Raw genomic sequence first — 25,500 nt, 5'->3', positions numbered from 1 at the left:
CGCAGGGTCGATCCGGGCTCGGGGCACGCGGGCGAAGCGGTCAGGCGAAGCGGTCAGGCGATGCCGTCGAGTAGGCGTCGCGCGGTATCGCGCTGCATCTGCGTGCCTTCGGCCAGCACTTCCTCCAGCATGGCGCGGGCGCCATCGGCGTCGCCCATGTCGAGGTAGGCGCGGGCCAGGTCGAGCTTGGTGTCGATCGGGTCGTCGCTGAACTCGCCCATCTCGAAGTCGCCGCCGCCCTCGGACGGCTGCCATGCCGGCAGTTCGTCCGCCCCGCCGGCCGGAGCCGCCGCCGGTTCATTGGCGAGCGAATCCAGCGACAGGCTCTCGTCCATGGCGCCGAGCGGATGCTCTTCAGCCGGCTCGCCCGGCTCCTCGTGGTGTCCGGCGTCGCCCTGCGCACCCGGGCGGGGCGTGAGGTTGAAGTCGAAGTGGTACTCGCTGATCTTGGACGGACCGGACGGCATCGGCGGCGGCACCGGGGCGCCCTCGTGCAGGTCTTCGGCCGGCTCGTCGAGGTTGAAGCCGCCCAGCGGGGCGCGCTCGGACTCGGGCACCGACGTGTCGACACCGGCGAACAGCGGGTGGCCCGGCACCAGATCCTCGCCCATCGCCGCCACGTCCTGCCACTCGGACTGCTGCGGATCGCTGATGTGGGCGTACATCGCCTCCGCGGCAGCCTCGAAATGCTCCACGTCGCGACGGTGGTAGTACAGGCTGACCAGCTCAAGGTGCAGGCTGATGTCGTCGGGGTGTTCGGCGAGCTGATCGAGCAGTTCGTCCTGGTCGGGATCGCTGCCGCCAGCATCGTCCAGCGGCGGCGCCGAGCCGAAGCGGTCGGCCAGCGAGGACGTGCTCTTGGCCGGAGCCTGGCTGCGTCGGCCGCGCAGGAAAAGGAGGAGCAGCAGCACGATGGCACCGCCACCGGCGGCCCAAGCCCAGGTCTGCATGTACCAGGGTTCTTCGCTCGCCACGGGCCTGGGCGCAACCTTGGCCGGCACCGGCTTCGCTGCCGGCTTCTCCACGGGCTTGGCGACCGGCTCGCTGGCCTGCGGCTTGGCTCCGGACGGCGCGCTCGCGGCGGAAGCGGGAGCGCCGGCGGTGGATGCCGACACCGGAGCTGCGCTGCCAGCAGGGGCTGTCGATGCCGAAGCGGGCTGCAGCGGCGCCGTCGCCGGAGCCGGCTTGGCGACACTTGCCACGGTCGCTGGCGCGGACATGGGTGCCGTAGCGGGGGCGGCGACCGGCTCACCCGCCGGGGCGCCATTGCGGGCTTCGGCGAGCTTGCGCTGCAGCTCGGCGATCTCGCTGTCCTTGAGTGCCAGCAGACGCTGGTTCTTGCCGTTGATGTCTTCCAGGTCCTTCAGGCGCGACCGGAGGTCGGCGCTCTGCTGCTGCAGGTTGGCCACGCTCTCCTGGCTCTGCTGCAGGTCGCGACGCAGGTCGGCGGCCTTGCCGCCGCCGGCGCTGGCACTCGTGCCGCCCTTGGCGGACGGCAGCAACTCGAGATGGTCGCTGGCCTTGGTCGCAGGCGCCGTCGGCGAGCTCGAAGCCGAAGACCGGGTGCCGGCATCGGCGACGTTGGTCGGCGCGGAGACGGTGCCCGCGCGCCAATCGCTGTTCTGCCGACGCACTTCGGCCATCGCCGCGGCGATCGAGGTAGCACGGGCCTCCTCGGCGCTGGGCACGCGCAACACGGCGCCGCGCTTGAGCGCATTGATGTTGTCGCGATAGAAGGCATCCGGGTTGGACTGCTTCAGCGCCAGCAGCATCTGGTTGAGGTCGACACCGTCCGGTCGCACCTTGGCGGCGATGGCGGAAAGCGTTTCACCGCTCTGCACCGGCCCGATCTGGCCATTCGCCGCCACCTGCGGCGCAGCAGCCCGGGCAGGAGCCGGTGCACGAGTCGGCGCCTTGCGGGCCGGCGCCGCAGCGGAGGCCGCCGGCGGTGCCGATGCCATGCCCGGCGGATCGAGCAGGATGGTGTATTCGCGCAGGCTCTTGCCGGAGGCGTTGTCCACCTCGACCAGCAGATCGAGGTAGGGATCGTTGATCGCCTCGGCACTGGTGATGCGGATCAGCTTGGTGCCGTGCGGGCCATTAACGATGGCAAAGCTCAGTGGGACCGAGGTCCGGCCGTCGGTAATGCCGGCACGCATGAAATCCGCGTCCGAAGCCAGCTTCGCGCTGAGATTGCGCAGATCCCCCGCGCCTTCCGGCGTCACCGGGATTTCCGCCACCAGCGGCTGTCCCAGCGCCGATTTCACCTGGATCTGGCCCAGCTCGAGCGCTGCCGCCTGGCTGCTCCCCAGCGCCAGCGCCAGCATCAAAGACAGTTTCAACGAACGATTCATCGCGTTTCCCCCGGACTCCCCGTGACGCTTAACCCGGTGGCCGCAAGTTGCGACAACCGCCTGAATGACGCGCCACTTTAGTTATATGCCAGCCAATCAACAATAGGCGCGGCGACCACTTGCATGATGTTTCTGCGCCAGCTTCTCATTATTGTGCCCGATCACGGGCCGGTGGCGACCGCGTCGTCGGACACTCCGGCCGCCTTGAGCTCGCGACGCAGGCGCTCCAGCGCCTGGTCCTGCTCTCGCAGCCGCTGGTCTGCCTGGCGGCTGCGCGCCTCCTGCTTGGCCACCTGTCGCTGGAGTTTGGCGACCTCGGCGGCATGGCTGGCCACGGCCTTGTGGGTCTGGGCCACCCTTCCCCCTTCCGCGCCATGCGCCGGCGATGCCGCCGCGCAGGCCGCCGCCGAGCTCACGGAGAGCATGCCGCCGAGGACCAGCCTATACATCGGACCCGTACGCATCATCGATCCACCCTCTTACAGATAGTCCCGGACCAGCAGCTCGGCCACCTGAACGGCATTGAGCGCTGCGCCCTTGCGGATGTTGTCGGACACGACCCACAGGTCCAGTCCGTGCTCGTGCGAGATGTCCTCGCGGATGCGGCCGACGTAGACCGGATCCTTGCCGGCCGCGTCGCCCACCGGGGTCGGGTAGCCGCCGGCCTTGCGGTCGTCGATCACCACCACGCCCTCGGCCTGCTCCAGCAGCGCCCGCGCCTGCTCGGCGGTGATCTTGTCGCGGGTCTCGATGTGCACGGCCTCGGAGTGGCCGAAGAACACCGGCACGCGCACCGCGGTCGGGTTTACCTGGATCGACGCGTCCTCGAGGATCTTGCGCGTCTCCCAGACCATCTTCATCTCTTCCTTGGTGTAACCGTTGGCCTGGAACTCGTCGATATGCGGGATCACGTTGAACGCGATCTGCTTGGGGAACTTGCCCGGCTCCACGTCCTGGAAGTTGAGCAGGGCCGCGGTCTGCCTGCCCAGCTCCTCCAGGCCCGAGCGACCGGCACCGGACACCGACTGGTAGGTGGCCACGTTGATCCGCTCGATGCCTACCGCCCGGTGGATCGGCGCCAGCGCCACCAGCATGCCCATGGTCGAGCAGTTCGGGTTGGCGATGATGTTGCGCACGGTGTAGTCGGCGATGGCGTGTGGGTTGACCTCGCTGACCACCAGCGGGATATCGTCCTGGTAACGGAACTCCGAGGTGTTGTCGATCACCACCGCACCGGCCGCCGCGGCGCGCGGCGCGTGCTCGCGGCTGACCGAACCGCCGGCGGAGAAGAACGCGATGTCGACGCCGGCAAAGTCGAAGTCGGCCAGGTTCTGCACGGTGACTTTCTTGCCAGCGAACTCGACCTGGCCTCCGGCCGAGCGTTCGCTCGCCAGCGGCACCAGTTCGCTCACCGGAAAATCGCGTTCGGCCAGGATCGACAGCAGGGCCTCGCCCACCGCGCCGGTCGCACCGACCATCGCCACCTTGTAACTGCTCTTCTTGCTCATGATTGATCTGTCTGCCAGGAATGTCGGAAAAGGGCCGCCGGGCCGATGACGTTCCCGCATTCGCGGGAATCTAGCCGGGGCGGAACGCAACTCAAATGCACCAACTGCGCGGCCGTGAAACGGGTCACGCTTTACTGCCAGGCCTCCTCGCCTCCAGCACCCGGGGATTGATCGGCGCGGGCGGACGCCCCGCCTTCGGCCCCAGGCCCAGACCCGCCAGCACATTGTCGACGGCCAGCTCGGCCATGTTGCGGCGGGTGTCGGCGCTGGCGCTGCCCAGATGCGGACTCAGCACCACCTGCTCCAACCCCAGCAACTCCGGATACACCAACGGCTCGTCCTCGTAGACGTCCAGCCCGGCCGCCGCCAGGTGCCCCTCGCGCAGCGACGCCGCCAATGCGGCCTCGTCGACCAGGCCGCCGCGGGCAATGTTCACCAGCACACTGCCGCGCTTCATCAGCGCCAGCTCCGCGGCACCGATGATGTGGTGGCTCTCCGACGTATAGGGCAGCACCAGCACCAGATGGTCCGACTCGCGCAGCAGCTCGGCCTTGTCCACCCAGCGCGCCGCGCACACGGACTCCACCGGCGCCGGCAAGCGGCTTCTGTTGTGGTAAAGCACCCGCATGTCGAACCCGCTGGCGCGCCGCGCCACCGCCTGGCCGATGCGCCCCATGCCGAGGATACCCAACGTGCGGCCGTGCAGGTCGACACCAAGCCAGTCGTCGAAGCGCATCGCGCCCCTCCACCGCCCCGCGCGCAGCCAGCGCTCGGCGGCGCCGACCCGCCGCGCCGCGGCGAGCAGCAACGCCCAGGCGTAGTCGGCCGTCGTCTCGTTGAGCACCTCCGGCGTGTTGCAGGCCAGTACGCCGGCAAGCGTCAGCGCCTCGATGTCGAGATTGTTGTAGCCCACGGCCAGATTCGAGATGACCCTGAGCCGGTCGTTCCCGACGAGCGTCGCGGCATCGACGCGGTCGGCCAGGCCGATGATCGCGCCATCCACCGCCGCCAGCCGCTGCTTCAGCTCCTGCGCGTCATGGACCCGCTCCACCGCTTCGGCGTCGATGTCCACGTACTGTTCGAGCCGCGCCAGCACGTCGGCGAACAGCGGTCGCGAGACCCACACCTTGAAACGCTTGCTCATGCCGGAAACCTGGTCGGAGAGCGGCGCGCGTGGCGCGGATCCGCTCAGGGAATGCGGGGCGACACCGCGCCGACATCGCCGCACTGGGCGCGATGGCGCAGGGCCTGATCCATCAGCACCAGGGCCAGCATCGCCTCGACGATCGGCGTGGCACGGATGCCCACGCAGGGGTCGTGGCGCCCCTTGGTCACCACCTCCACCGGCTCGCCGGCAAGGTTCACGCTGGCACCGGGGACGAGGATGCTGGAAGTGGGCTTGAACGCCACCGAGACGACCACCGGCTGGCCGGTGCTGATCCCGCCGAGGATGCCACCGGCATGATTGGACGTAAAGCCGTCCAAATGAATTTCGTCGCGATGCTGCGTGCCGCGCTGGGTGATGACGGCAAAGCCGTCGCCCACCTCCACCCCCTTCACCGCATTGATCGACATCATCGCCGCGGCCAGCTCGCCATCGAGCTTGCCGTAGATCGGCTCGCCCCAGCCCGGTGGCACACCCTCGGCAATCGCGGTGACCCGTGCCCCTACCGAGTCGCCGGACTTGCGCAGTGCGTCCATGTAGGCCTCGAGCTCCGCCACCTGGGCGGTGTCCGGCCAGAAGAACGGGTTCTGTTCGACCGCGTCCAGGTCGATGGCGGTCGGCGCGACCTCGCCCAGCTGGGAGAGGTAGCCGCGCACGCGCACGCCATAACGCTCAGCCAGCCATTTCCTGGCGATCACGCCAGCCGCCACGCGCATGGTGGTCTCGCGCGCCGACGAGCGGCCGCCGCCGCGCGGATCGCGGATGCCGTATTTCTGCCAGTAGGTGTAATCGGCATGACCGGGGCGGAAGGTCTCGACGATGTCGCCGTAGTCCTTGCTGCGCTGGTCGGTGTTGCGGATCAGCAACGCGATCGGCGTGCCGGTGGTGCGCCCCTCGTAGACCCCGGAAAGGATCTCGATGACGTCGTCCTCGCGCCGTTGCGAGGTGTGCCGGGTGCGGCCGGTGGCCCGGCGCTCCAGGTCGGCGCGGAAATCCTCCGGGGCGATCGCCAGTCCGGGCGGACAGCCGTCGACCACGCAGCCGATGGCCGGGCCGTGGCTTTCGCCGAAGGTAGTGACGGTGAAGAGCTTGCCGAAGGAGTTGCTGGACACGGGCGCTACCGCTGGGAAGAAGGTGCCGGGGCCGGATCGCCCGGCCTCATGCTGCACTGCATCTTGCCACAGCCGGCGGCCGTGGCGGCCGCCCGGAAACCGATCAACGACGGGCTTGGGCCACGGCGCGGATCGCCTCGGCGTGCTCGATCAGGTCGCGGCGCTCCAGCGCGAACACGCCCATCGCGCCAACCTTGAACTCGATCCACACGAACGGCACCTGCGGCAGCAGCTCGGCCAGCGCCCGCTCGCTCTCGCCCACCTCGACAATCAGCAGGCCGTCCTCGGTGAGGTAGTCGGCCGCCTCGTCGAGCATGCGCAGGCACAGGTCCAGCCCGTCCTCGCCAGAGGTCAGGCCCAGCTTCGGCTCGTGCCTGTACTCGCCGGGCAGCGCCGCGTACTCGTCCTCGGTGACGTAGGGCGGATTGGACACGATCAGGTCGTAGCGACGCCCCTGCACGCCGGCGAACAGGTCGGACTGGATTGCCTCGACCCGGTCCTCGACATGCTGGAACACGATGTTCTCGCGCGCCAGCGACAGCGCCTCGGGACTGATGTCGACGATGTCGACCTGCCAGTCCGGGTTGTACTCGGCCATCGCGATGCCGATGCAGCCCGAACCGGTGCACACGTCCAGCGCACGCTCCACGTGGCGATGATCCAGCCACGGCGCGAAGCCGGACTCGATCAGCTCGGCGATCGGCGAGCGCGGCACCAGCGCGCGGCGGTCGCTCTTGAACTTCAACCCGGCGAACCAGGCCTCGCCCACCAGGTAGGCCACCGGCACGCGCTCGCTGACGCGGCGCTCGATCAGCCCCAGCACCCGCTCGCGCTCCTCGGCCACGAGCTTGCCCGCACCGTAGGCCGGCGGCAGGTCTGGCGGCAGGTGCAACGCCGCCAGGATCAGGTGGGTCGCCTCGTCGATCGGGTTGTCGTGGCTGTGACCGAAGGTCAGCCCGGCCGCCGAGAAGCGGCTGGCGCCGTAGCGGATGAAGTCGATGATGGTAGACAGTTCGGCGGTCACGGCGCGTTCCGGGCGGCAAAGGCGAGCCGGCCATTATAGGAGCCTCGCCCCTATACTGACCGGATGACTTTCAAGGTATTCCTGCAGTACATCCTGCCGCACCGCGCGCTGTCGCGGGTGGTCTACTGGGCCACCCGCTGGACCTTCCGCCCCTGGAAGGACTGGCTGATCGGCACCATCGTGCGCAATTACCAGGTCGACATGGCCGAGGCGGCGCAGCCGGACCCACGCGCCTACGAGCACTTCAACGCCTTCTTCACCCGTGTGCTGAAGCCCGATGCGCGCCAGCCCGACCCTGACCCCGCCACGGTGCTGTGCCCGGCCGACGGCCGCATCAGCCAGGCCGGCACGATCGAGGATGGCCGCATCTTCCAGGCCAAGGGGCAGTCGTTCACCGCCGCCGAATTGCTGGGCGACGACGCCGCGGCCGAACCGTACCGCAGTGGCCGCTTCGTCACCGTCTACCTCTCCCCGCGCGACTATCACCGCGTGCACATGCCGCTGGCCGGCAAGCTGCGCGAGACCGTGCACATCCCCGGGCGCATCTTCAGCGTGGCGCCGTTCGCGGTGGAGGCCATCCCCCGCCTGTTCGCCCGCAACGAGCGGCTCGTCTGCCACTTCGACGGCGAGCACGGCCCGTTCGCCGTGGTGATGGTCGGAGCCGTGCTGGTCTCGTCCGTCTCCACCGTCTGGGATGGACTGGTGATCCCTCCCTATGCCTCCGACATCCGCCGCAAGTCCTTCTCCGGACAGGACATCCGGCTCGGGCGCTTTGCCGAGATGGGACGCTTCAACATGGGCTCGACGGTGATCCTGCTGCTCCCCCCGGGCATGGCCGAATGGGACCTGCTCACCTCCCAGCAGCCCGTGAAGGTGGGCCAGCGCCTCGGGCACGGGTGACGCAAAACGGCAGCTGGCGCACATATTCGTGACCATGCGCGGCAGTTTGTGACCACGACCGTACAAAACTGACGCGAGCCCGAGTATTCTGGTGTACAGCGTATGAATGCGCTGCCGCCGTGCTCGAGAGTCCCATGCGCCTGCTCACCCAGCTCATCGCCCTGAACCGCGCCCGCCAGCTCAATCGCCAGCTGCGTGACATCCAGCAGGCCATTCGGGGGCTGTCGCGGCACAACCGCATGCGTCTGGGCACGCTCGCCCTGCGCGAGATCGGCCAGGCCACCCGCTGCGACTTCCCGCACCTCTATGGCACTCCGCCGGAGGAACGCTATCTGCCGTGGGGCCAGGGCACCGAGATCGGCTACACCCGGGCGCGCTCGGAAAACGTCGAGATCGCCATCCGCGGCATTGCACTGTGGCTGGCCGTGGCCTATCACGAGACCAAGGACGCGCAGCTCGGCAGCCTGCAGTCCGTATACCGCCAGCTAATGCGCCAGTTGCGCGAGCTGAAGGAAATGCGCCAAGCGGCGCCAACCGGTGACGCCAGCCACGGCTGGGCGGGTGAAGCCGCTGCCGCCTGAAGCTCAGCGGCGCCGGCAGTCCGGGATCCGCAACACCTGGCCCGGCTTGATCCGGTGACCGTGCAGCTCGTTCGCCTCCACCACGTCCCGCACGCTGGAACAGCGCATCCGGTGCACGATACCGATCAGCGTGTCGCCAGAGCGCACGCGGTAATGTCGCGTGGGGCCTTGGCGCTGCGGCTTGTCCGGTGACGGGTCGACCGCCAGCTTAGGCACCACTGCATCATGCAGGTCGGAGGCGAGAATCGGCCACGGACCATCCACGCAGCGCGCCGCATAGGCTCGTTCCAGCGCCTTGGGCAGAGCCAGCGTGGTACCGACCGGCTGCTCCGCCTCGGGATCCATCCGGGGATTGAGGTTGCGCAGGGTGCGGAACCAGCCGCCCGGCAGGTTCGCCGTGTTGCCCAGGCAGACGGTCAGCTCCGACAGCGAGGCCGGGCGCTTGAGCACCACCTGCCCCGGCCGGCCATCCACCTTCGGGAAATGCAGGTTGTAGCTGTCCGGGTGCAGGAACAGCCAGGCCGCAGCCAGCACCGCCGGCACGTAGTCACGGGTTTCCTGCGACAACTCGTCGTACACCGACGGATCGTAGAAGCTCACCCCGGGGCGGTCGCCGGCGATGCGGCGCATGCGGCCCTCGCCCGCATTGTAGGCGGCCAGGGTGAGCTCGAGGTTGTTGTTGAAGGCACCGAGCTGCTCGTTGAGATACTCGGCATTGGCGCGCGCCGCCTGCTTCGGGTCGAAGCGGGTGTCGAAGCCGTTGTCCGTGCCCAGCCCGAAACGCAGCCCGGTGGAATACATGAACTGCAGCGGCCCGGCCGCGCCCGAGCGCGATACCGCATGCACCTTGCCGCCGGATTCCTTGGCCATGATGCCGAACAGCAGCGCTTCCGGCAGATCGGCCTTCCGGTACTGCGGCCACATTTCGAAGCGCATGTACTGGTAGTTGACCCAGGCATCCATCAAGTTCGGGCGCCACTGCGTCAGCCACATCTCCAGCGCCGCCTTGACCGGACCGTTCATCGCGATCAGCTCGGACAGCTTCTGTCCGTGCAGCAGCGTCACCGAGCGGCGCGCCTGAGGCAGACTGGCCGCTCCTTTCGCCACGCCGTCCGGCCCGGCCGACTCGCCAGCTGTATCCAGACCTTCCACCCCGATGTCGCTGCCGTCCTTCAGCCGCAGCAGGCGATCGTAGACGGCGTAGAACCGCTGGGGGTCGCAGCCGCTCGCGGCGTCGCAACCGGCGGCCGCCTGCTTCAGCTGGTCGAGTGCGGCTGCGAGAGTCCTCTCCGAACCGGCCTCGTCACCCGCCCGCGCCTGTTGCAGGGCGTTCTCGTAGCCCTGACTGGCCGTGTCCAGCTGGCCGTAAAGCGCATTGAGCGAAGGAGATGCCGGTGCCTTGTCCGGGGCGCTGGCACAACCGGCCAGCGAAACAGCGACAGCGAACGACAGCGAACGGAACAACGGGACACGCACGGACATGAGGCAGATCGGCAAGGACGAAACCGCCACAGTAGCCGTGTGCGCCCGCCGACTCAATGAAACCGCTCACGCTGGGTAGAATCGGCCCATTCCCAGGGAGCGAGAACCCATGAGCCAGATCCTGATCGGCCGCAACGACACGACCGGCGTCAGCCTCGACCCGCGCTACGGCAACCGCCACGGCATGATCGCCGGCGCCACCGGCACCGGGAAGTCGGTCTCGCTGATGGTGCTGGCCGAGGGCTTCTCCCGGCTCGGCGTGCCCTGTTTCCTGGCCGATGCCAAGGGCGATCTGGCAGGCCTGGCGATGGCCGCCGGCGAACCGGGCGACAAGCTCAAGGCGCGCCTGGAAAAGCTCAAGCTCAGCGACTGGAAGCCGCAGGCCAACCCGGTGGTGTTCTGGGACCTGTACGGCAAGCTCGGCCACCCGGTGCGCGCCACCATCAGCGAGATGGGCCCGACCCTGCTCGGCCGCGTGCTGGAGCTCAACGACACCCAGCAGGGCGTGCTCGAGGTGGTGTTCAAGGTGGCCGACGACCAGGGCCTGCTGCTGCTCGACCTGGCCGACCTGCGCAGCATGCTGGGCTTCGCCAGCGAGAACGCCAAGACCATTTCCGCCCAGTACGGCCTGATCAGTCCACAGAGCATCGCGGCGATCCAGCGCGCCCTGCTGAAGCTCGAGCAGGACGGCGCTGACCAGTTCTTCGGCGAGCCGGCGCTGGACCTGGTCGACCTGATGCGCCAGGACATGAGCGGTCGCGGCGTGATCAACGTGCTGGCCGCCGACCAGCTGATCATGAAGCCCAAGCTCTACTCCACCTTCCTGCTGTGGCTGTTGTCGGAGCTGTTCGAGCAGCTGCCGGAAGTGGGCGACCTGGACCAGCCGAAGCTGGTGTTCTTCTTCGACGAGGCGCACCTGCTGTTCGACGACTGCCCGCCCGCGCTGCGCCAGCGCGTGGAGCAGGTGGTGCGGCTGATCCGCTCCAAGGGCGTGGGCGTGTACTTCTGTTCGCAGAACCCGGACGACGTGCCCGGCGAGATCCTCGGCCAGCTCGGCAACCGCGTGCAGCACGCGCTGCGCGCCTTCACCCCGCGCGACCAGAAGGCGGTCAAGGCAGCGGCGGAAACCTTTGTCGCCAATCCCAAGCTCGACGTGGTCGAGGCGATCACCCAGCTCGGCGTGGGCGAGGCGCTCGCCTCCACGCTGGGCGACGGCGGCGTGCCCGCACCGGTGCAGCAGGTGCTGGTGACCACGCCGTGCTGCCGCATCGGCGCCATCACCGCCGAGGAGCGCCAGACGGTGCGCATGCGCTCGCCGGTGGGCGGCAAGTACGACACGCCGGTGAACCGCGAATCGGCCGCCGAGAAGCTCGCCGCCCGCGCGCAGGACAAGGCCGCCGACGCCGAGAAAGTCGCCACCAGCGCCCCCTCCACCGCCGGCACGCCCGGCTCGGCCTGGGGCGAGGCGGTGCACGACGCGCTGTTCGGCACCAAGCGCCGCCAGGGCATGATCGAGGCGCTGGGCAAGTCCGCCGTGCGCACCGTCGGCAACCAGCTCGGTCGGCAGATCCTGCGCGGCGTGCTGGGCGGCATCTTCGGCGGCAAGCGTTGAAGCCAGCGCACGTCCGCATCCGCACGGTCGCCCCGGACACGCCGCTGGGTGAGCGCTTCGCCACGGGGCTCGGTTACCCGTTGCGCGGTGCGGCCCTGCCCACCCTGGTTGGCCTGGCGCTGGTCCACTACCTCGGCCTGCTGCCGCTGTTCCTCGGCACAGCCGCCAGCCTGCTGGTCTGGGGCGCCACCTGGCGCTACGCCGCCGAGTGCATGCTGCACACTGCCAACGGCTTCGCCGACCCTCCCGACGTCGGCCTGGGCGACAGCGACCGCGCGGCCTGGGGGCTGACCGCGGTGCACGTGCTGGCCGCCATCTGCTGCGTGGCGGCGCCGCTGTACTCGCCCGAGCTATTCTGGCCCACCCTGCTGGCCGTGGCCCTGGTACTGCCGGCGATCGACATGGCGCTGGCCTTCGACGGGAGCCTGCCGCTGGCGCTGAACCCGCTGCATTGGGGCGAGATCATCCGGCGCTTCGGCTGGGCCTACCTGCTGCCTGTCGGCATCAACGTGACCGTGGGCATCCTGGCCGTACTGGCCTCCATGATCAGCGCACGGCTCCCGCGCCTGCTCTCGCTGCCGCTGTTCGCGTTCGCCTACACCTACCTGATCGTGCTCGGCTTCCACCTGATGGGCGCGATGATCCATCGTCGGCACGAACATTTCGGCCTGACGCCCGAGGCCGAACTGATCACCGAGGCGCTGGGTGGCAACGACGACCAGCGGCTGCTCGACCATGTCCGCGAGCTGGCCACGAACGATCCGATGGCTGCGACGCGGCTGCTGGTCCCCCGCCTGCAGGACCGAGAGGCACCGGCCGAACTGCACCAGGCCTACCGCGACCTGCTGCGCCGCCAGCAGCTCACCGATGCGCTGCTGGTGCACGGACAGATCCGCATCGCCGCACTGATGGCGAACAGCCAGCCGCGCAAGGCGCTGGGCATGGTGCAGGACTGCTTGACGATCGACCCCGATTTCCTGCCCGACGACCCCGGCAATGCCGGGGCGCTGGCCGAGGCCGCCTCGCGCAGCGGCATGCGCAGGATGGCGCTCAAGCTCTGTCGCGGCTGGCTGGCCCGCTGGCCGCGCGACGGGCGCGCGCCCGCAGTCGCCCTGCTCGCCGCGCGCGAACTGGAAGCCGAAGGCCAGGCGATGGAGGCCGCCGTGCTGCTCGGGCGCATCGCCAGCGCCTGGACCGACCATCCGCAGCACGACGAGCTGCTCGCCCGCATCCAGCAACTGCATTCCGGAACCCGCGCATGAGCCGTTGGCGCCCTCCTTCGCCGTCGTCGACGGCCATCATCACGCGCGCCGGCTTCGAGCGTCTGAAAGCCGAGCTCGACCACCTCTGGCACACCCTGCGCCCCGAAGTGGTCAGGGCGCTGGCCGCCGCCGCGGCCGAGGGCGATCGCTCGGAAAACGCCGAGTACACCTACCGCAAGAAGCAACTCGCAGAGATCGACCGCCGTGTGCGCTATCTCAGCAGGCGCATCCCTTCGCTGAAGGTGGCCGAAGGCGCGCCGGCCGACCGCGACGCGGTGTTCTTCGGCGCCACGATCGAGCTGGAGAACGTCGACAACGGCGAAACCAGCCGCTATCGCATCGTCGGCCCGGACGAGACCGACGCGAAGCTCGGCTGGATCAGCATCGACTCGCCGCTGGCCCGCGCGATACTGAAGAAGCGCCTGGACGACGAAGTCTCCGCCGAACTGCCCGCCGGGCCCGCACGGTTCGCGATCCTGTCGATCACCTACGACCGGGCTTGAGCGCCCCCTCGCCTATCGGCAGCCGGCTGGAAGCCGGGCATCACGGGATCCGTCAGAATCCGGCCGGGACGTACCCGAAACGCTGCATCTGTTCGCGGTGTGCCTCGACCACACGCCGAACCTGTTCGCGCGTGAGCGCGGCACGCCATTCGTTGGCGCGGCCCTTCCTGAAAAAGCGCACGCCCTTGTCCGACGCCTCGATGAACCCGCCCTGCCTTTCCATTCCGGCGAGATTGCGAAATTCCGCATGGCGGACGGCGCGATCGATACGGGTGCGGTCGACGCCGGCCGTCACCAGCCTGGCAATTTTCAGAAAGACCTTGACCGGCTTGTCGATCATGTCCTCGTAGCGCACGACGAGGACGCGATCATGTTTGATGTCGGCCCAGCTCCGTACGTGCTGTGACCACGACCCGAGAATCTGGCTTACGAACTGGGCGTCGTTGGCCGTCGCCACGTTTTCGTTGCCCAGACGCTCGATCGCCTCGTCGAGGCCGATGCCAAAGTGATGGGTCATGCTGACCGCCACATCGAGCGGATTGCGCACCACGTAAATGGCTCCCGCCGTTACCTGCATGTTGTGGAGCGGATATCCGTTGAAGCTGCCCGCCATGTTGTGCGTCTTGACGAAACACGTCCCCGCGGCCCGCCCGGCAATCGCCATGTGAACCTGCGGACGCAGCACGGCAATTTCCTCGATATCGAGGCCGCTGCTGGGCCGCCCCCCCAACTCGCTGAAGAGGTCCGGGTTCGCCTCGTCTTCGGCGTACCGGGACAGCTCGTTCAGCGGTACCGGAACGGAGCGGTTGGCGATGAGGTTGGCGAGGAACGCGCGCAGCCAGGTATTTCCGGACTTGGGATACGAAGCCAGCCAGACGATGTTGCCCATGGTGGTTTTCGCCAGTGACAAAAAGGGGGGCGCCGATGCTACCAGCCGCCGCATTGCCGACGCGAACGAAAGCGGCGCCCGGCATCCGGCGTGTTCCAGCCTTCATCCGGACCGCAGCCCGGGCGATCATCGTGGATTCGAAGGATTTGGCGCGAGACCAAGAAACGCGTACACCACGCGTCGCCGGATACGTGCCTTGTTCGTGTCCGCACACACGCTGGCCGCCGCAGGGAAGCCGGTCAGCGTGAGCACCGGAGCCGGATCGGCGGGTAGCGACGCCACATGCCACACGGCGAGTGGCACATGGCGTCGCAGTGGAACGCTCGCTCACCGTTGCGCGGGTGCCTGCCAGGGATGACTGACAGCGGCAGCGGACACACCATCCCAGCAAATCCATCGGCAACCCGCTGGCGGGGTGCGCGAGGCCAGTTCGACGACGATCCCGGCCCGCGGCACGGCCACGCCGGCCGCCACCGCCAATGCCTTGCCAACCCGCCGCCCGCCCATGCCACGCGGTGCCAAAGAAAAGCGTGGACGATAAACTTTCCGCCCCTGCCGGACGACCGAATCCGCCATCGGCCACGGAACGAGCCGCATGGATCGGCCAAGCCCACTTCGTTCCACCACACCCGCAAGGATCCGCACACGTGAAACCGTTTCGCCTGCTCTTGAGCATCGTCATCCTGTCCCTCGCCGGCGTCGCCGCAGCGCAGGACATGCCCGACAAGGACATCCCCGGGAGCCACGATCATCCGCTCGTGTCGCGCTTTGCCGGTTCGCTGATCACCGGATACCAGACGGTCGATTACGACCGGATGCTGTTGCCACTGGGCAAGACCGTGGACGACAAACTGTCGAAATCGGACACGGCCGAAGGACGCATCACCCGCATCAGCTACGTGGCTCCCCCCGGAAAGAGCGCGCTGGAGATCTTCCGCAACTTCCAGTCGGCACTGCAGTCGGCGGGCTTCTCCACCCGTTTCTCATGCGAAGGTGACGCCACGTGCGGCGACGGCTATGGCTTTGCCAGCGCCGTGCTCGATCCGGTGCTCCAGGCGCTGAATCCCGACTCCACTAGCGACCTGCTGCATGAGCTGGAACCCACCAACGACAACATCGATGCCCTGACCGCCCATCTCTCCCGCCCCCAGGGCGATATCGATCTGGTGCTGCTGGTGGGCAAGGGCGACAACTACCCTCCCGGCATCCTCCTGGAAATCTGCGAACACCAGCCGATGGCATCCGGCGAGGTCACGGTGAACGCCAAGGCGATGAATGAGAGCCTGGCGAGCAGCGGCCACGTGGCCCTGTACGGTCTGCATTTCGCCAACGACAGCGCCACGATCGACCCGTCATCGAAGGCCACGCTGGAGGAGATGGCCAAGCTGCTGACCGGGCATCCCGCACTGAAGGTCTACATCGTGGGCCATACCGATGACACCGGCTCCGCAGCGCACAACCTGGCGCTGTCGCAGCAGCGCGCGCAGGCCGTGGTGCAGGCTCTGGCCATGGGCTATCGCATTGCCGCCAACCGCATGGCCGCCGAAGGCGTCGCTTCGTGGGCGCCGGTGGCCAGCAACGCCACCGATGCCGGGCGCGCGCAGAACCGGCGGGTCGAGCTGGTCGCCCAGTAGTCGCCCTGTCGTCATGCGGAGTGGGAGTGGGCCGCGGCCCGTTCCCACTCGCCGGGCGGCGGTCCGCTCGAGCGGCCCCCACTGCCGCGGCCATCCCGCGTATCCAGCGAGTCTCGTCCGGCGAATGGTCGATACGTCCCCCCCGATGGAAACGCCCATGCTCAGGTTCCTCCTTTCCGCCGCCCTGCTGCTGGGCACCGCCTCCGCCACCGCCGGTGCGCTGGCGAACGCTCCCGAGCAGGTCCACCCGATCCTGCTCGGTTCCAAGCTGCCGCAAGTGATGCTGCGCACGCTGGACGGCCAGCCCACCACGCTGAAAGACCAGGTCGCCGGCAAGCCGGCGATCCTGGTGTTCTACCGCGGTGGCTGGTGCCCCTACTGCAACCTGCAGCTGAGCCGGCTGCGGCTGATCCAGAAGGACGCCGAGGCGCTGGGCTACCGCATCCTCGCGATCAGCCCGGATCGCCCGGAAGAACTGCGCAAGACCCTCGGCAAGGACAAGCTCGGCTATACCCTGCTGTCGGACAGCCCTGCCAACGCACTGAAGGCCTTCGGCATCGGCTACCGGGTCGACGCCAAGCTGCTGGCGCAGTACCAGGGCTACGGCATCGATCTGAGGGCATCGACCGGCGAGGCACAGCCGGTGCTGCCGGTGCCTTCGGTGTTCATCGTCGACGGCCATGGCAAGCTTCAGTTCTCGTACTCGCATCCCGACTACCGCGTGCGCATTCCCGCCTCGGTGGTGCTGGCCGCGGCGAAAGCGATCGCCCGGCAGGAACAGGACGAGCACCCGTGATGCCATGCCAGTAGCTCACCGGCGTCACATGAGGGCATCGCGGGCACCGCTTGGCCAGGCATGCTGCGCGGCGCACAATCCACCGAAGCGTTGAACGGGTTACGTCGATGAAAACCATTCGTCACGTCAGCGCCATCGCGCCACTGCTCATGTCGCTGGCCGCATTGGCCATCGTGCTCGGTTACCTGGCGCTGTCCGGACCGGTACGCCAGGCGGACGAGGGCGCCGCGGCCCATCTGTTCCAGCTGCTGATCGTCGGTCAGCTGCCCTTCGTGGCGCATTTCGCCTTCCACTGGATGCCAAAGGCGCCGGCACGCGGCCTGGGCGTGTTGGGGCTGCAGGTGCTCGCCGTCGGCGTGGCGGTCCTGCCGGTCGCGCTGTTCCAGCTCTAGCTTCGATACCCGCGCGGCCGGTCTGGACTCAGGCTCTCGACAGTCCGGCGATATCCGGAATCGTCCAGGGCGGCGGATAACTGCGCCCTTCGCGCCGCGGCTGGTAGCACGGTGTGCTGCGATGGAAGGCCTCGCCGCCGTTGTCCGGATGCCAGCCCGGGATGCCGGACAGCGGCAGCGGCCGCAGTTCCAGCGGATCCATCAACAGCGCGGCTCGCGCAGTGCACCCGGCCAGACCGGCGACGATCGGCACCCACGGTGCCTCCGCCTCGGCCGCCACCACCAGCGCCTTGCCGACCAGCAGCTTGCCCGGGATGAGCGCGTGCTCCAGCAGGGCGTGGCCGAATACCGCGACGGCGATGCGACCGTCGAGCCAGGCGGTACGTTCGCGCCAGAACAGCCCGTGCCAGTCGTGCGCATCCCACCGCGCCAGCAGCGACGGATCGGCCACGCGCACGATCACCCCGGCCTCGTCGAAATGGGTCATCGCGCATTGCGAGCGTGAGCGCTCGCGCGGGCCCATGCGGGCGATCTCCTCGACCTGGCGCTGGTTCAGCGCCTGCTTGAGCGCCGGGTAGCGCAGCCACACCAGCGCATTGAACAGGTCGTGCCAGTTGCGCGCGCGGGTGGCGACCACGCCGCGTTCGGCGATGCGTTGCTCGTAGTGCAGGCCATCATCGAGCAGGGCGCGGTCCTGCGCGGCGAAACGCGGCAGCGCATCACCGCCGCGCCGCGCGTTCAGCGCATCGATGGCGGGCCAGTCGTTTCCCCGCAGCAGCTCGGCGTACTCGCTCCACGCGTCCAGCGGCGGCATCGCGAACACGGCCGGATCGACCGCCTCGCGCGCCGGGGCGACGTAGCGCTGCCGCTTCACACCACCGGCAGCACGGATGGCGCAAGACGGGCTTGCAGGTCGTGCTCGCCGGCCGACTCCACCAGCACCTGCACGAACTGGCCGGGCTTGAGCTGCTGGCCGTCGGCGATGAGCACGGTGCCGTCGATCTCCGGCGCGTCGGCCGCCGAGCGCGCCACGGCGCCGCCCTCGTTCGCCTCGTCGACCAGCACCTGGATGGTGCGGCCGACCTTGCGCTGCAGCTTGGCGGCAGAGATCTCCGCCTGCACCGCCATGAACTGCTCCAGGCGATCTTCCTTCAGCTCCTCGGAGACCGGGTTGGGCAGCTCGTTGGCCCTGGCACCGTCCACCGGCGAGTAGGTGAAGGCACCGACGCGGTCCAGCTCGGCCTCGCGCAGGAAGTCCAGCAGCTCCTCGAACTCGGCGTCGGTCTCGCCGGGGAAGCCGACGATGAAGGTGCTGCGGAGGGTCAGGTCCGGCACCGCCTTGCGCCAGTTCTTCACCCGCTCCAGCGTCTTGTCGATGTTGCCCGGGCGCTTCATCAGCTTGAGGATGCGCGGGCTGGCGTGCTGGAACGGGATATCCAGGTAGGGAAGGATCTTGCCGGCCGCCATCAGCGGCATCAGCTCGTCCACGTGCGGGTACGGGTAGACGTAGTGCAGGCGCGTCCACACGCCGAGCTCGGACAGGCCCTCGCACAGCTCGATCATCCGCGTGCGGTAGCTCCTGTCGCGCCACAGGTGCTCGGCGTATTTCACGTCCACGCCGTAGGCGCTGGTGTCCTGCGAGATCACCAGCAGCTCCTTCACGCCGCCCTTGACCAGCCGCTCGGCCTCGCGCAGCACCTCGTCGACCGGCCGCGACACCAGGTCGCCGCGCATCGAGGGGATGATGCAGAAGCTGCAGCGGTGGTTGCAGCCTTCGGAAATCTTGAGATACGCGTAGTGCTTCGGGGTCAGCTTCACGCCGGTATCGGGCACCAGGTCGAGGAACTTGTCGCGCGCCGGCGGCAGCGCCGTGTGCACCGCGCTCATCACGCTGGCGTAGTCCTGCGGGCCGCTGATCGACAGCACGTCCGGGTAGGCCTCGCGGATCAATTCCTCGCGCTTGCCCAGGCAACCGGTGACGATCACCTTGCCGTTTTCGTGCAGCGCCTCGCCGATCGCGTCCAGCGATTCCTGCACCGCCGCGTCAATGAAGCCACAGGTGTTCACCACCACCGCGTCGGCCGCGTCGTAGCTGGGCACGATCTCGTACCCCTCGACCTTCAGCTGGGTGAGGATGCGCTCGGAATCGACCAGCGCCTTGGGGCAGCCGAGGCTGACGAAGCCGATCTTCTGGGAGGTGGACTGGGCAGACATGACGGTTACCGGATGGGGCAGCCTTTCATTGTAACGCGACGGCTGCCCCCGCCTCCGGAAGCGGGTCCTGCACGTATGCCTGACGCGACAGGTATTAACCCCCCCCCCCCCCTTTCACCGCCATCAAAGGAGACCCCATGGGTCGGATGATCGAACTACAGAGCACCACGCCGATCGGCGCCTACCTCGCCGAACCGGCCGCCATGCCGCGCGGCGCCATCGTGGTGATGCAGGAAATCTTCGGCGTGAACGCGCACATCCGCGACGTCGCCGACCGCATCGCCGCCGCCGGCTACACCGCCATCGCACCGGCGCTGTTCGACTCGGTGAAACCGGGCGTGGAGCTCGGCTACGACGCCGAGGGCATGCGCGAAGGCGTGGCGCTGAAGGCCCAGGTCAGCTTCGAGCGCGCCGTGCAGGATGTGGCTGCCGCGGCGAAGCGCGTGGCCGCTGCCGGCAAGGTCGGCACGATCGGCTTCTGCTGGGGTGGCTCGGTCGCCTACGCCGCGGCCATCGAGTTGGGCCTGCCCAGCGTGAGCTACTACGGCGGCAGCAACACCCAGTTGGTTGGCAAGCCAGCCAGGGCACCGCTGATCTTCCACTACGGGCTGAAGGACACCCACATCACCGCGGCCGACCGCGCCAGGGTGGCCGCTGCCAATCCGGACGCTGCGGTGTACGAATACGAGGCGGACCACGGCTTCAACTGCGACCACCGGGGCGCCTACGACGCCGCCAGTGCCGCCATGGCCTGGCAGCGCACGCTGGCCTTCTTCGCCGAACACGTCGGCTGACCCGGCCCGGCGCTCCGCCCCGGTGCGGGAAGCGGACTAGACTTGTGGTTTGGTCAACCCTCACGGAGGCGTGCCCATGGGTCAGTCGATCAGCCTCAACACCACCCGCCTGCACTGCATCGGTGCCTACCTCGCCCAGCCGACGGGGAAGCCCCGCGGCGGCATCGTGGTGGTGCAGGAGATCTTCGGCGTCAACGCGCACATCCGCGCCGTCACCGACCGCTTCGCCGAAGCCGGCTATACCGCGATCGCTCCGTGCTTCTTCGATCACGTCGAGAGCGGCGTGGAGCTGGGCTACGACGACGCCGGCTTCGCCCGCGGCCGCACGTTGGTGTCCGAGGTCGGCGTCGAGCTGGCGGTGGACGACGTGGCCAGTGCGGCCGAGGCGATCGCCTCGGCCGGGCGCATCGGCGTGGTCGGTTTCTGCTGGGGCGGCACGGTCGCGCTGCGCTCGGCGCAGCGGCTGGGCCTGCCGGCGGTGAGCTACTACGGCGCGCGCAACCCGGTCTACCTGGACGAGACGCTGAAGGCACCGGTGCTGTTCCACTTCGGCGAGCGCGATACCTCGATCCCACCGGAGACCGTGCAGCAGCACCGCGAGAAACTGCCGCAGATGCCGGTGCACACCTATCCGGCCGGCCACGCCTTCAACCGCGACGTCGACCCGCACGCCTACGACGCGCCCAGCGCGACGCTGGCCTGGCAGCGCACGCTGGATTTCTTCGCCCGCGAACTCGGTAGCGCGGAATGAGCGCGGAGTTCGCGCTGGACCCCCGCCTCGGCGGCGACTCGGTGCCGGTGATCGAGCTGCCGCTATGCAGCGTGCGGCTGATGGACGACGCCCGCTTCGCCTGGCTGCTGCTGGTGCCACGACGCGCGGCGACGAGCGAGATCCACGACCTGGACGGGATCGATCAGGAACGCCTGTGGCGCGAGATCCGACTTGCCAGCAACGCGCTGCGCGCGGTGGCGCCCTGCGACAAGCTCAACCTCGGCGCGCTGGGCAACATCGTGCGCCAGCTGCACGTCCACGTGGTCGCCCGTCGCGAGGGCGACGCCGCCTGGCCCGGCCCGGTCTGGGGCAGTGGCGCCGCCGAACCGTATGCCGCGCCGGTGCGCGAGCGCCTGGTCGCCGCGCTGCGCGACCGGCTCGCCGCCAAGGCGGGCTGAGCCACCGATGGCGCCGATCCGCTGCGAACCCCTGGCCGAGGACGCGCTGCTGCTGCACGTCGGCGAGGGCATCGCCCCGGGCACCAGTGACCGCGTGCTGGCCGCCACCGCGGTGCTCATGCGCGCGTTGCCCGACGTGGAGTGCGTGCCCGCCTACGCCAGCGTGCTGCTGCGGTTCGATGCCGGATCGTGGCGAACGCCGGGCGGACCGGCGCCGCATCAGGCCGTGGGCGAGGCCGCGATGGCCGCCCTGGCGTCGCCGGATGCCGCATCGCCGTCGGCGCGCGAGGTGACCGTGCCGGTCTGCTATGGCGGCGACGCCGGCCCCGATCTTGCCGAGGTCGCCCGGCTGACCGGGCTGGGCGCCGAAGAAGTGGTCGCCCGCCACGCCGCCGGGCACTACCGCGTGGCGATGCTCGGCTTCGCACCGGGCTTCCCGTACCTGCTCGGCCTCGACCCCGTGCTGGCGGTACCGCGCCGGGCCGATCCGCGCACCCGCGTGCCCGCCGGCAGCGTGGCGATCGGCGGGGCGCAGACGGGTATCTATCCCGACGCCCTGCCCGGCGGCTGGCAGCTGATCGGACGCACGCCGCTGCGGCTGTTCGACCCCGCCGCGGACGAACCGGCCGCGCTGCGCCCGGGCGACCGCGTGCGCTTCGCGTCGATCGACGCTGCGCGCTTCGATGCACTCTGGGCGGAGCCCGGGCGATGAGCGTGCAGGCGCTGCGCTCCGGCCTGCTGACCACGCTGCAGGACGCCGGCCGCCCCGGCCACGCGGCGCTCGGCATCGGGCGCGCCGGGGCGGCGGACGGTCCGGCGTGGCGGCTGGCCAACGCGCTGGTCGGCAATACCGGCGGCGAGGCCGCGCTGGAGATCACCCTGCAGGGGCCGACCCTGTGCTTCGAGCGCGCGGCGCGGATCGCCCTGACCGGCGCACCGATCGACGCGAGCGTGGGCGAGCGCCCGTTGCCGCCGTGGACCGCGGTCGACCTGCCCGCCGGCAGCGTGCTGCGCCTGCGCGGCATGCGCCAGGGCTGCCGCAGCTACCTGGCGGTACGCGGCGGCTTCGCCGTGCCGGCGGTGCTCGGCAGCCGCAGCGTGGACCTGCATGCCCGGCTCGGGCCGCTCGGCGGGCGCGCGCTGGTCGCCGGCGACGTGCTGCCGCTGGACGAGACCGGCGGAATCGAAGCGATCGATCAGCTGCGCATCCGCCGCTGGGGCGTCGATCCACAGCCCTGGTTCGACTTCGCGTTGGGGCCGCTTGCGCTGCTGCCGGGCAGCCATGCCGACCGGCTCGATGCGGCGTCCCGCGAGCGGCTGCACCGCCAGCCGTTCCGCCTCGCCGCCTCCAGCAACCGCACCGGCGCGCGACTTGAGGGCGAGGCGCTGGCGCTGGCCGCCCCGCTGGAGCTGGTGTCCGAAGCCGTGCTGCCCGGCACCGTGCAGCTGCCGCCGTCCGGTCAGCCGATCGCCCTGCTGGCCGAGGCGCCGGTCACCGGCGGCTATCCGCGCATCGGCCAGGTCGCCGCCGTCGATCTGCCGACCCTGGCGCAGCGCAGGCCGGGCGACGCCGTGCAATTCGTATCGATCACGCTCGACGAGGCGCTGGAGCGGCAAAACGCGCGCGAGCGCGACCTGCAACGGCTGGTGCAGCGGGTACTCGACCGGGGAGAATCGGAACGATGAAACGCATCGATCTCAACTGCGACCTCGGCGAATCCTTCGGCGCCTGGCGGATGGGCGAGGACAGCGCCCTGCTCGCCCTGGTCAGCTCGGCCAACATCGCCTGCGGCTTCCACGCCGGCGACCCCGCGATCATGCAGCGCACGGTGGCCGAGGCGGCCGCCCGCGGCGTGGCGATCGGCGCCCACGTCTCGCTGCCGGACCTGCAGGGTTTCGGCCGCCGCGAAATGACGGTGTCGCCGACCGAGGTGCACGCGATGACGCTGTACCAACTCGGCGCCCTGCACGGCTTCGCCCGCGCGGCCGGTGCGACCGTCGCCCACGTCAAGCCGCACGGCGCGCTCTACAACATGGCCGCCCGCGACCGCGCGCTGGCCGACGCGATCGCCGACGCCGTGCGCGCGTTCGATCCCACGCTGCGGCTGTTCGGCCTGGCCGGCTCGGCGCTGCTCGATGCCGGGCGCGCGGCGGGGCTGGCGGTGGTGTCCGAGGCCTTCGCCGACCGCCGCTATCGCGCCGACGGTTCGCTGCAGCCGCGCCGCGAACCGGACGCGGTGATCACCGACGACGCCGAGGCCACCGCGCAGGCGCTGCGCATGGCCGTGGACGGCGCGGTCACCGCGGTCGACGGCACGGCGGTGCAGTTGGAAGCCGACACGCTCTGCCTGCACGGCGACGGCGCGCATGCCGTGGCGTTCGCGCGCAGCCTGCGCGCCGCGCTGGAACAAGCAGGCTTGCGCATCGTCTCCCCGGGGGTCGCGTGAACGGGTGGCCCCTGCTCGGCGTGGCAGTGATCGCGCTCGGCTTCGTGCTGCGCTTCAACCCGGTTCTGGTGGTGGTCACCGCGGCGGTGACCAGCGGCCTGCTCTCCGGGATGAGCGTGCCGGACCTGCTGGCCCTGCTGGGTACCAGCTTCGCCTCCAGCCGCATCCTGCTGATCATCGTGATGACGCTGCCGGCGATCGGCCTGCTGGAGCGCGCCGGCCTGCGCGAACACGCGCGTGCATGGATGGACCGCCTGCGCGGGATGACCCTGGCGCGGCTGCTGGTCGGCTACCTGCTGGGGCGCCAGGTGCTGTCGATGATCGGCCTGCAGAGCGTGGCCGGACCGGCGCAGACGGTGCGCCCGCTGCTGGCACCGATGGCCGAGGCGGCCGCCGAGCGCATCGATCCGGCGCTGCCGGAGGCCGAGCGCGACCGCCTGCGTGCACTGTGCGCCGCCACCGACAACGTCGGGCTTTTCTTCGGCGAGGACGTGTTCATCGCGCTGGGCGCAGTGCTGCTGATCCAGGGCTTCTACAGCCAGCACGGCATCGAGCTGACGCCGCTTTCGATCGCGCTGTGGGCCCTGCCGACGGCGATCGCCGCGTCCGTCGTCCACGGCGTGCAGATCGCGCTGTTCCAGCGCCATCTGCGGCGTCGCGCCGCGACCCGGCAGGGGACCTGAACGATGCTCCGCGTCGAACACGTGCACCTGCTGCTGGCGTTGTTCATGGCCTACGCCGGCTGGCGCAACCTGCGCGAGCGCGAGGCCTGGCGCGGCGCGTTCTGGCTGATCCTGGCCGCGCTGTTCGGCACTGGCGGGGCCGTACTCGACGCGGCGCATGCCGGCCATCCGCTGCCGGCGCAGCTGGCCGGCCTGGCGGTCATCGCGGTGGCGCTGATCGCGCCGAAGCTGGGCCATCGTCGCCCGGCGGAGCAGACCACCCCGGCGCAGCGCACGGCGTCGGCCGCGTGTCTCGGCCACCGGCTGTTCCTGCCGGCCCTGCTGATCCCGCTGGTGACTGTCGGCGTGGCACTGGGCGGGGCGAAGCTGCAGTGGCACGGCTGGCAGCTGTTCGACCCGGTGCAGATGACCCTCACCGGGCTGGCACTGGCGTGCGTGCTGGCCCTGTTCGCGGCGGCCGCGGTGACCCGCGAGGCGCCGTCTCTGGGCCTGCTGGAAGGCCGCCGCCTGCTCGACACCATGGGCTGGGCCGTGCTGCTGCCGGTGCTGCTGGCCGCGCTGGGCCAGGTATTCACCCGCAGCGGCGTGGGCGACGCGATCGCCCAGCTCACCACCGATGCGCTCCCGACGGGCAGCGCCATGGCCTGCCTGCTGGCCTACGGGCTGGGCATGGTGCTGTTCACCGTGATCATGGGCAACGCGTTCGCCGCCTTCCCGGTGATGACCGCCGGCATCGGCCTGCCGCTGCTGGTGCAGCACTACGGGGCGAACCCCGCCACGCTGGGCGCCCTGGGCATGCTGTGCGGCTACTGCGGCACCCTGCTCACGCCGATGGCGGCGAACTTCAACCTGGTACCGGCCGCGCTGCTCGAACTGCGCTCGCCGTACGGCGTGATCCGTGCCCAGGTAGTCACCGCGCTGGTGCTGCTGGCGGTGAACCTGGCGCTGATGGCGCTGCTGGTATTCCGCCACTGAACC

Annotated in this window: 26 protein-coding genes; 16 read left to right on the top strand and 10 right to left on the bottom strand. The window is 69.6% G+C overall.

The genetic code is table 11. The features are described from left to right. Window positions 1-53: 53 nt before the first annotated feature. The 6 genes from NC595_RS16815 to prmB all read right to left on the bottom strand — a co-directional run bounded on the left by NC595_RS16815 (window position 54) and on the right by prmB (window position 7,163). A complete protein-coding gene (locus tag NC595_RS16815; RefSeq protein WP_253568457.1) occupies window positions 54-2,354 on the bottom strand; it encodes a motility hub landmark protein FimV in 2,301 nt (766 codons plus the stop codon). 161 nt (window positions 2,355-2,515) lie between these two features. Beyond that, on the bottom strand, window positions 2,516-2,710 hold the full coding sequence (locus tag NC595_RS16810) for a hypothetical protein (protein WP_253568455.1): 195 nt from the start codon (window positions 2,708-2,710) through the stop codon (window positions 2,516-2,518). Window positions 2,711-2,833: 123 nt separating this feature from the next. Beyond that, window positions 2,834-3,862, bottom strand: coding sequence for an aspartate-semialdehyde dehydrogenase (locus NC595_RS16805; RefSeq protein ID WP_253568453.1), 1,029 nt, complete (start codon window positions 3,860-3,862; stop codon window positions 2,834-2,836). A 124-nt stretch (window positions 3,863-3,986) separates the two neighbouring features. Further along, entirely contained in the window at window positions 3,987-5,006 is a 1,020-nt protein-coding gene (locus tag NC595_RS16800) for a 2-hydroxyacid dehydrogenase (protein WP_253568451.1), read from the bottom strand. A 44-nt stretch (window positions 5,007-5,050) separates the two neighbouring features. Continuing rightward, entirely contained in the window at window positions 5,051-6,139 is a 1,089-nt protein-coding gene (aroC, locus tag NC595_RS16795) for a chorismate synthase (protein ID WP_253568449.1), read from the bottom strand. 103 nt (window positions 6,140-6,242) lie between these two features. Next, the gene (prmB, locus tag NC595_RS16790; RefSeq protein ID WP_253568447.1) at window positions 6,243-7,163 is read right to left on the bottom strand and encodes a 50S ribosomal protein L3 N(5)-glutamine methyltransferase; all 921 of its coding nucleotides are present in this window, start codon (window positions 7,161-7,163) and stop codon (window positions 6,243-6,245) included. Between the two features lie 63 nt (window positions 7,164-7,226). On the opposite strand from prmB, the gene asd reads away from it, so the two are divergent. Then, the gene (asd, locus tag NC595_RS16785; protein ID WP_253568445.1) at window positions 7,227-8,063 is read left to right on the top strand and encodes an archaetidylserine decarboxylase; all 837 of its coding nucleotides are present in this window, start codon (window positions 7,227-7,229) and stop codon (window positions 8,061-8,063) included. A gap of 134 nt (window positions 8,064-8,197) precedes the next feature. Then, entirely contained in the window at window positions 8,198-8,644 is a 447-nt protein-coding gene (locus NC595_RS16780) for a hypothetical protein (protein ID WP_253568443.1), read from the top strand. Between the two features lie 3 nt (window positions 8,645-8,647). On the opposite strand, the gene NC595_RS16775 is transcribed toward NC595_RS16780, so the two are convergent. Further along, window positions 8,648-10,126, bottom strand: coding sequence for a transglycosylase SLT domain-containing protein (locus tag NC595_RS16775; RefSeq protein ID WP_253568441.1), 1,479 nt, complete (start codon window positions 10,124-10,126; stop codon window positions 8,648-8,650). Between the two features lie 109 nt (window positions 10,127-10,235). On the opposite strand from NC595_RS16775, the gene NC595_RS16770 reads away from it, so the two are divergent. From NC595_RS16770 to greB, 3 genes are read left to right on the top strand one after another with little or no spacing between them, the layout of a single operon-like run. Then, the gene (locus NC595_RS16770) at window positions 10,236-11,738 is read left to right on the top strand and encodes a helicase HerA-like domain-containing protein (RefSeq protein WP_253568438.1); all 1,503 of its coding nucleotides are present in this window, start codon (window positions 10,236-10,238) and stop codon (window positions 11,736-11,738) included. Beyond that, window positions 11,735-13,000 carry a hypothetical protein gene (locus NC595_RS16765; RefSeq protein WP_253568436.1) on the top strand — a complete coding sequence of 422 codons (1,266 nt, stop codon included), beginning with the start codon at window positions 11,735-11,737 and terminating at the stop codon, window positions 12,998-13,000. Before NC595_RS16770 ends, NC595_RS16765 begins: the two co-directional genes overlap by 4 nt. Next, window positions 12,997-13,503 (top strand): transcription elongation factor GreB, encoded by a 507-nt coding sequence (greB, locus tag NC595_RS16760; protein WP_253568434.1) that lies wholly within the window; start codon window positions 12,997-12,999, stop codon window positions 13,501-13,503. Before NC595_RS16765 ends, greB begins: the two co-directional genes overlap by 4 nt. A gap of 52 nt (window positions 13,504-13,555) precedes the next feature. Here greB and NC595_RS16755 read toward each other — a convergent pair whose 3' ends face one another. Next, window positions 13,556-14,392 carry a sulfotransferase domain-containing protein gene (locus NC595_RS16755; RefSeq protein ID WP_253568431.1) on the bottom strand — a complete coding sequence of 279 codons (837 nt, stop codon included), beginning with the start codon at window positions 14,390-14,392 and terminating at the stop codon, window positions 13,556-13,558. Window positions 14,393-15,039: 647 nt separating this feature from the next. Here NC595_RS16755 and NC595_RS16750 point away from each other — a divergent pair. The 3 genes from NC595_RS16750 to NC595_RS16740 all read left to right on the top strand — a co-directional run bounded on the left by NC595_RS16750 (window position 15,040) and on the right by NC595_RS16740 (window position 17,214). Beyond that, window positions 15,040-16,026, top strand: a complete 987-nt coding sequence (locus tag NC595_RS16750) for an OmpA family protein (protein WP_253568429.1) — start codon at window positions 15,040-15,042, stop codon at window positions 16,024-16,026. A gap of 157 nt (window positions 16,027-16,183) precedes the next feature. Then, a complete protein-coding gene (locus tag NC595_RS16745) occupies window positions 16,184-16,822 on the top strand; it encodes a peroxiredoxin-like family protein (protein ID WP_253568427.1) in 639 nt (212 codons plus the stop codon). A gap of 107 nt (window positions 16,823-16,929) precedes the next feature. Then, window positions 16,930-17,214, top strand: coding sequence for a hypothetical protein (locus NC595_RS16740; RefSeq protein ID WP_253568425.1), 285 nt, complete (start codon window positions 16,930-16,932; stop codon window positions 17,212-17,214). 28 nt (window positions 17,215-17,242) lie between these two features. On the opposite strand, the gene NC595_RS16735 is transcribed toward NC595_RS16740, so the two are convergent. Together NC595_RS16735 and rimO are read right to left on the bottom strand one after the other, a co-directional pair. Then, on the bottom strand, window positions 17,243-18,028 hold the full coding sequence (locus NC595_RS16735) for a DUF3025 domain-containing protein (RefSeq protein ID WP_256489629.1): 786 nt from the start codon (window positions 18,026-18,028) through the stop codon (window positions 17,243-17,245). A gap of 56 nt (window positions 18,029-18,084) precedes the next feature. Continuing rightward, entirely contained in the window at window positions 18,085-19,428 is a 1,344-nt protein-coding gene (rimO, locus tag NC595_RS16730; protein ID WP_253568421.1) for a 30S ribosomal protein S12 methylthiotransferase RimO, read from the bottom strand. Between the two features lie 137 nt (window positions 19,429-19,565). Here rimO and NC595_RS16725 point away from each other — a divergent pair, with 137 nt between their 5' ends. From NC595_RS16725 to NC595_RS16690, 8 genes are all read left to right on the top strand, one after another. Continuing rightward, a complete protein-coding gene (locus NC595_RS16725; protein WP_253568420.1) occupies window positions 19,566-20,222 on the top strand; it encodes a dienelactone hydrolase family protein in 657 nt (218 codons plus the stop codon). Between the two features lie 76 nt (window positions 20,223-20,298). Beyond that, a complete protein-coding gene (locus NC595_RS16720) occupies window positions 20,299-20,973 on the top strand; it encodes a dienelactone hydrolase family protein (protein WP_253568418.1) in 675 nt (224 codons plus the stop codon). Further along, window positions 20,970-21,392 (top strand): HIT domain-containing protein, encoded by a 423-nt coding sequence (locus NC595_RS16715; protein WP_253568416.1) that lies wholly within the window; start codon window positions 20,970-20,972, stop codon window positions 21,390-21,392. Before NC595_RS16720 ends, NC595_RS16715 begins: the two co-directional genes overlap by 4 nt. A gap of 7 nt (window positions 21,393-21,399) precedes the next feature. Beyond that, window positions 21,400-22,104, top strand: coding sequence for a 5-oxoprolinase subunit PxpB (gene pxpB, locus NC595_RS16710; RefSeq protein WP_253568415.1), 705 nt, complete (start codon window positions 21,400-21,402; stop codon window positions 22,102-22,104). Continuing rightward, entirely contained in the window at window positions 22,101-23,078 is a 978-nt protein-coding gene (locus tag NC595_RS16705; protein ID WP_253568413.1) for a 5-oxoprolinase subunit C family protein, read from the top strand. The genes pxpB and NC595_RS16705 overlap by 4 nt, the downstream gene beginning before the upstream one ends. Then, the gene (locus NC595_RS16700) at window positions 23,075-23,839 is read left to right on the top strand and encodes a LamB/YcsF family protein (RefSeq protein ID WP_253568412.1); all 765 of its coding nucleotides are present in this window, start codon (window positions 23,075-23,077) and stop codon (window positions 23,837-23,839) included. Before NC595_RS16705 ends, NC595_RS16700 begins: the two co-directional genes overlap by 4 nt. Then, the gene (locus NC595_RS16695; RefSeq protein WP_253568410.1) at window positions 23,836-24,522 is read left to right on the top strand and encodes a DUF969 domain-containing protein; all 687 of its coding nucleotides are present in this window, start codon (window positions 23,836-23,838) and stop codon (window positions 24,520-24,522) included. Before NC595_RS16700 ends, NC595_RS16695 begins: the two co-directional genes overlap by 4 nt. Window positions 24,523-24,525: 3 nt before the next feature. Then, the gene (locus NC595_RS16690) at window positions 24,526-25,497 is read left to right on the top strand and encodes a 5-oxoproline transporter, DUF979 family subunit (RefSeq protein ID WP_253568408.1); all 972 of its coding nucleotides are present in this window, start codon (window positions 24,526-24,528) and stop codon (window positions 25,495-25,497) included. Window positions 25,498-25,500: the final 3 nt, after the last annotated feature.

The organism is Dyella lutea (assembly GCF_024158035.1).
Classification (GTDB): Bacteria; Pseudomonadota; Gammaproteobacteria; order Xanthomonadales; family Rhodanobacteraceae; genus Dyella_A; species Dyella_A lutea.
The sequence above is the reverse complement of the archived record's forward strand: the minus strand, read 5'-3'. Positions and strand labels throughout refer to the sequence as shown.